Consider the following 6160-nt stretch of genomic DNA (forward strand, 5'->3'; position numbering starts at 1 on the left):
GATGGCGGCCGGCCAGCGCTACGGCGTGGAACTGCGCGGGCCGCTGCCGGCGGATGCCGCCGATGTTGCGGCCCTGCTGGCACAACTGGGCGCCCCTTCCTCCCCGCCCCAGGCCGGGGCACGGCTGGAGGCCCTGGCCCGTGACCCTGCCTGTGGCGTGCTGGTGGCCACGGGCTGGAATGGCCGGGTGATCGGGCTGGTGGCGCTGCATCGCACCCCCAGTCTGCTGGCTGAACGGCCGGAAGCGCGCATCACCGCCTTGGTGGTGGATGAGGCGGAGCGCGGCGCCGGTATCGGCCGGCTGCTGGTGAAGGCGGCGTCACAATGGGCCCGTGCCGCTGGCTGTGACAGGCTGGAACTGGCGCTGCCATCTGGAAGCACGGTGGCGTCGTGCTTCTGCGCCGCGTTGGGCTTCACGGGCAATGGCGAGAGCGTTTCCCGCCCGCTGCGCAAGAGGGCCGCCGGGGGCGGGTGAGGGGCCTCCGTCTCCGGGCAGGGGACAGGGGCCTCTGCACCCGCCGCCGGGAGGCATTGGCGAATGAGTTTCCAGAGGCCGTAGGCCTTTGGCGGTGGCGCGGTGCTTCCGGGATTCCGCCCGGGCTGCGCGGGCAGCCGGCCAGGCCGCCAGGATTTTAGAATCTTTTTGATATTATCGAAAATCGAATCGATCATCGATTCATGTCGCGATCCCTGACAGACCATGTCGAAGAACTGCTGAAGGCCGATATCGCCCGCGGCGTCTTCGCACCCTCCCAGCCCTTGCGCATGGAACTGCTCAAGGCGCGCTTCGATGCCGGCCTCTCGCCCATCCGCGAGGCGCTCTCCCGCCTGTTGGCGGAAGGCATTGTCGAACTGGAAGCCAACAGGGGCTTCCGCGTTCCCGCCCTGAGCCGGGCGGATCTGCTGGACATCGCCATCACCCGCGGCGCGGTGGAAACCGCGGCGGTGCGCCGGGCCATAGCCCTGGGGGATGATGCCTGGGAGGCGCAGATCGTTGGCGCGCTGCATCACTACAAGCGCCTCGCCGCCCGCGCCTTCGAGGAGGATGCCGCCCTGGAAGCCTGGGAGAAGGCGCATGACGCCCTGCACCGCGCCCTGATCTGCGCCTGCGGCTCCCCCCGGCTTCTCGCGCTGCAGGCGCGCTACCAGGAACAGCATCTGCGTTACCGCCGCCTGATCGTCATCCCGGAGGTCTCGCGCGATGCCCATATCGCCGAGCATGAGAACCTGGTGGCCACCGTCCTGGCGCGCGATGCGGCGGCGGCGGCGGCGGCCGTCGAGCGGCACATGATGATCACCGCCGATGTGCTCGACGCCGCCGGGTACTGGGATCAGGCCCAGCCTCCGCCACGGCAGGGCTGAGACCCCACAAACCGCACAGCAGAGGACGCCGGGCATGCGCCCCCGCACCGTGATCCGCCATCCGCGACGAGGCCAGGGCCAGCGCAAACCGGTCTGACCGGACAGGGGCGCTGGTCCTCTTTCCCCGCACGGGCGGGGCCTGCGGCCCCTGCATCATTCTGCCTTCCTTCCTCTGGCGCCCGGCTGCCGGATGGAAAGGCGCGCGCCTGCCCCGCCCGGCGGACCTTCTGACAAAACCAAGCAAGACCAGGAGGAACCCATGGGAGAATTCCGCAGGGGCTGGGCCATCGTGCTCGGCTGTTTCATCGGCGTGGCGGCGGGAGTCAGCTCGCTGTTCTTCATACTCGCAGGGGCTGTTCCTCAAGCCTCTGGCGGCGGAATTCGGGTGGTCCCGCTCCGCCGCCTCGCTCGGGCCGCTCTGTGGCACGCTGGCCGCGGCCATCGCCTCCGCCCTGACCGGCCGGCTGATGGACCGCTTCGGCGCGCTGCGCACTGGAGTTGATCCTAACCCGCAAATCGTCCACAGAAGTGGGTCAACTCCAACTCCAACGCCACCCGGCCTCTACGAGGCTGGGTGGCGTTGGTTCTCTTACCAACTCATGCGCAGCCCTGCGGTCACGCTGTGCGCCTTGGCTTGGGCATTATAGGCGCCGTCATAGCCGGCATAGAGAGTGAAGGGCGCGCCCGTCTCCAATTCCGCGCGCAGGCCGGCGACGGCGGCATCCCGCCCAGCCGAACTACCGCGCACGGTGAAGGCGCTGTCCGGCGCACCAAGGAAGCGCGCGGTGGTGGTGCCGCGGATATCCAGCATCTCATGCGTCCAGCCGATACGGGCGGAAGGCACCAGCGCGTAGCCGCCCGGCAGGCTGAAGCGCCGCTCCGCCCGCAGCGCCAGCACGCTCTGCAGGCTGGTGAGGTCGGCGGCATCAATCGCCTGTGCGGCGCCATTGCCACCCTTCTCGCGCGTCGCGTCGCGGCTCACCTGCACGCCCTGCAGGCCCAGGCTTGGCTCGATCCGCGTGCCGCCCCAGTCAAGGCCGAGGCCGGCGCGGATCTGGCCACCGGCCAGCAGCCCATCCACATCGCCCTTGCTGCGGCTGCCATAAGCGGTGACGCTGCGGCGCAGGCCGCCTTCGTTATAGCCAAGGCCGATCTGCCCATCGAGGAAGCCGATGCCCTGCCGCAGGCTGGCATAGAGCCGCACTTGCAACGTGTCGGCGGAGAGCTTGGCACCATTGCGCACCCGCATATCCTGCGTCGCATAGCCAGCCGCGAGGCCGAGCGTCAGGCCAGGCCGGATGTCGCCATCCAGGCCGGCGGCGAAGCCACCCAGGCTGCGGCTGTGCCCCGGCGCGCCGCCACTGGCGCCGGTGGAAGAAAACTGGCTGAGCGCCGTCATCCAGGTGTTGAGGCCACGCGCATCGGTGGCCGTGCTGGTGCCGGCATCAGGCTGGGCGCCACGGCGGGCTTCCAGCGCACGGTTCACCGCCGCGTCGGTCAGGTACCAGGCATCGCGCGCTGCCACCAGCGCATCGCCATAGGCGGAGGGCGAGAGTTGCTCCAGTGCCGGCTGGATGGCCTGCGCCGGCAGGACGTAAAGCGGCGCATAGACGCTGGCCAGCCCCGCGCCCATGCGGACCCCGGCCACTGGGCGCTGGCTGTCGAGCGCCGCGGCCACCGCGGCCTGGTTGCCTGTCGTGGCGAAGCTGGCATAGGCGGCAGGGGTCACCACCAGACGCAGCGCGGTACTGTCATAGAGGGCGTCGAAGCGCGTGCCGCTGGCCAGGCCCGCCGGCTGCGTCAGCCCGCTGAAGCTGCCGAGCAGCCCGCCCTCCGCCTGGATGACGGTGAACTGCTGGCCGATCTCCGGCGTATAGGTGTTGGTGGCGCTGCCCGTGATGCCGCGCAGCAGCGGCTCCAGCGTGCCGGCGGCGGTGAAGCTGTTGCCCGTGCCAGAGACGATGATGCGGCTGTAGTTGCCGGCCCCCGTGCCAGTGCCCGTGCCGTCGATGTCGAATTCCGTCGTGGCGCCATCGGCCAGGGTCACGGGGGCGGTGAAATTCAGTGTGCCCGGGCTGTTGCCGGGGGCAAGGCGGCCGCCGCTGGCCACCGTCGTCGCACCGCCAATGGTGCCGGTGCCGCGCAGCGTGCCGCCGTTATTGACCGTGACCTGCGAGGCGATGGAGCCATCCACCGACAGCGTGCCGCCATTGACGATGGTGGCGCCGCTATAGGTGTTGGCGCCAGCCAGGGAGAGCTTGCCGGTGCCGTTCAGCGTCAGCCCGCCGCTGCCGCCGATATCGTTCATCCAGGTATCCGAGGCGCTGTAGCCGCCCTGGCTGGCATCCATGGTGATGGCGACATTGCCGGTGAAGGCGCCATAGCCATTGGCGGCAGAGAAGAGGTCAAGCCGCCCCCAGCCGTCATAAGTGTTCCCGGAGGCCAGCGGATAGCCGGAATGCAGCGCAGTGCTGGCCAGAACCTCCAGGCGCTGCTGGTCGGAGAGGTAAGGCAGGCGGGTCAGCAGCAGGACCTGGGCCTGGACCGGCACCTCGGCCGCCGTCATCGGCACATTCTCGCCTTCCGGGGTGAAGTCGTAGGTCAGGCGGCGGATATAGTCGGCGCGGTTCTGGGCATAGCTGCCATAGGCGGCGCTGGTGCCATTGCCGCCCTGGGCGACGCAGGCCGCGACTGTTGCCGTGCCGCAGGCAGAAGCGAGATAGGCCTGGGTCTCGGTGAAGGCGCGGTAGGTGGCATAGGCATTGGCATTGGCCGGGTTCGTCCAGTCCAGCCGGTTGCCGCTCGCGTCATAGAGCGCCTGATAGATGTTGTTGGCGACCAGCGCGGTGGAGAGGATACGCCCGCCCATCACGTCGAGCGGCGAATGCATGCCGGCCAGGATGCGGTTCTCGCCCAGTTCCGAGGCGCGTGCGAGCAGGCTCTGCATCTGCTCCGGCACCAGGAAGGCAAGGCTGAGCGCCTGGAAATTGGCGAGGTTGGTATGGCCGCTGGGATAGCCGCCATCGGCATAGGGGTTGGTGCCATTGATGCGCTGCATCAGCAGGGTCGGGATGCTGACCTCGCTGCTCAGCCGGTAAGGGCGCGGTGAGGTACCGATGCCGGGCACATATTCGCCCACCGTGAAGGTATAGGGGGTGAAGGTGCCATCGGCCGCGTAAGTGCCGATATTGGGAATGACCAGCGCGTTGCCGCCATTGGCGTCGATCATCGCCTGGGTGACGGTGAAGCCTTTCACCCAGTTCTCCACCGTGCCGTAGACTGCGGGCACCTCGAAATTGGAGAAGTAGGAGGGCGCCACGAAATTCGCCGTATCCGCCGTGCTCAGCAGCAGGCGGCCGGAGGATGTGGCGGCGGAATAGTTCTGGTAGCGCGCATCCAGCGGGTCGATGGCCGGGTTCTCGCCCATATAGCGGGAGAAAAGACGCTTGGAGGGCTCGGAGGAGGTGTTGGCCCGGGCGATGGTCTCGATAAACGTCACGGCCGAGGCCAGCGGCGTCGCGCTGCCATCCCCGAAGGTGGTGCGGCCCCAGGAAGCGCTGTTCATATAGTTAATATTGTTCACGAAATCGGCCAGCGTCGGCGTGACGAAGCTGGTCTGCGTCAGGCTTTGTGGCGCGGTGCCGCTGGCTGAGGCACCGCTGCCCGTCAGGAACAGCGAGGTCAGCACCCCGAGGCCGTTCATCACATTGTACTGCTGCCCGACGCGGTCGGTAGAAATCGCGGCGATGGTCTGCGCCTCTGTCCGGTTCTGCGTCATCTCCACGACGGTCTGGATGTTCTGCGTCATCACCGCAGGGTTGTTGACCATCAGGTCGGTGTAGGAATCCAGAACGCCAGCCACCGAGGCGCCGGCCCCAGGGGTTGAACTGTTGGTATAATTGACGGCAGTGCTGGTTTGCCCAAGAGCCGAAATCGGGGATAGGCAGGTCCCGGCGAGCAACAGGGGCAGAAGGCGGCTACGCATTGGTGATATCTTCCCGGTGGTGTTGTCGCATTTTGTTACAAATGCAGGCGCGCGCCGCTTACCATCCGGAGGTCTGAACAATGATTTCAGGTTCTTGAAGGCTGTATGAAAATTTAAATTTCATAAAAAAGAATTTTTTTGTTAAATTTGTCAATAATGAATCGCTTTTGGGTTGCGCGGACAAAGCTGATCCATCGGTGGATTGAGGAGAGGGCGGCAAAGCCGAAGAAGCTGTCGGCGGTCTGGTCGTATCGGGTTGCGACGCGGCGGTTGCTCTTCAGGCAGTTGATGAAGCACTCAATACGGCTGCGGAGCGCGTTGAAGTTTGAGTTGACCCGCTTCCGTGGACATCCCGAGGCTTGAGACGGAGGTGTCGAGGATGCCGAAATTCAGGGTTCCCTGCCCGCCAGAGTTCCGGTGGCAGATGGTGGAGTTGGTCCGATCGGGGAGAACGCCGGCACGGCCGTGGCCCGCAAGCGGGTGGCGCGGCTGATGCGCGGGGCCGGGCTACGCGGCGCCTCCCGGCGCCGCTTCCCGGCGGCGACGCAGCGCGAGCCGAGCCACAGGCCCGCCAACGATCTGGTCGGCCGCGACTTCCGGGCCGCTGGCCTGAGCCGGCTGTGGGTGGCCGACATTCACCCACGTGCCGACCGCTGCGGGCTTCCTGTTCCTCGCCGTCGTGCTCGATGTCGGGTCGCGCCGGATCGTCGGCTGGGCCATGGCGACCGACCTGCGCGGGACTGTCAGAAATTTCGTGTAGGGCGGAGCGGTTGAACATGCTCAGGCCATGGCGCGGGTGAAACGCTCGCCGAA

The 6160-nt window shown here is 67.2% G+C and carries 3 protein-coding genes; 2 read left to right on the top strand and 1 reads right to left on the bottom strand.

Features of this window, described 5'->3' with window-relative positions; translation table 11 throughout:
• Position 1 precedes the first annotated feature (1 nt).
• Both NON00_RS11480 and NON00_RS11485 read left to right on the top strand, forming a co-directional pair.
• Positions 2 to 475 carry a GNAT family N-acetyltransferase gene (locus tag NON00_RS11480; protein WP_256020899.1) on the top strand — a complete coding sequence of 158 codons (474 nt, stop codon included), beginning with the start codon at positions 2 to 4 and terminating at the stop codon, positions 473 to 475.
• 203 nt (positions 476 to 678) lie between these two features.
• On the top strand, positions 679 to 1362 hold the full coding sequence (locus tag NON00_RS11485; protein WP_256020902.1) for an FCD domain-containing protein: 684 nt from the start codon (positions 679 to 681) through the stop codon (positions 1360 to 1362).
• Positions 1363 to 1951: 589 nt separating this feature from the next.
• Here the strand turns inward: NON00_RS11485 and NON00_RS11490 are convergent.
• The gene (locus tag NON00_RS11490; RefSeq protein WP_256020905.1) at positions 1952 to 5224 is read right to left on the bottom strand and encodes an autotransporter domain-containing protein; all 3273 of its coding nucleotides are present in this window, start codon (positions 5222 to 5224) and stop codon (positions 1952 to 1954) included.
• Between the last annotated feature and the right edge of the window lie 936 nt (positions 5225 to 6160).

Origin of the sequence: Roseomonas sp. GC11, from assembly GCF_024437745.1 — a bacterium.
Lineage (GTDB): Bacteria > Pseudomonadota > Alphaproteobacteria > Acetobacterales > Acetobacteraceae > Pseudoroseomonas.

Coding starts and splice junctions, on each gene's coding strand:
- NON00_RS11480 (WP_256020899.1), top strand. CDS start 2: ATGGCGGCCGGCCAGCGCTACGGCGTGGAACTGCGCGGGCCGCTGCCG.
- NON00_RS11485 (WP_256020902.1), top strand. CDS start 679: ATGTCGCGATCCCTGACAGACCATGTCGAAGAACTGCTGAAGGCCGAT.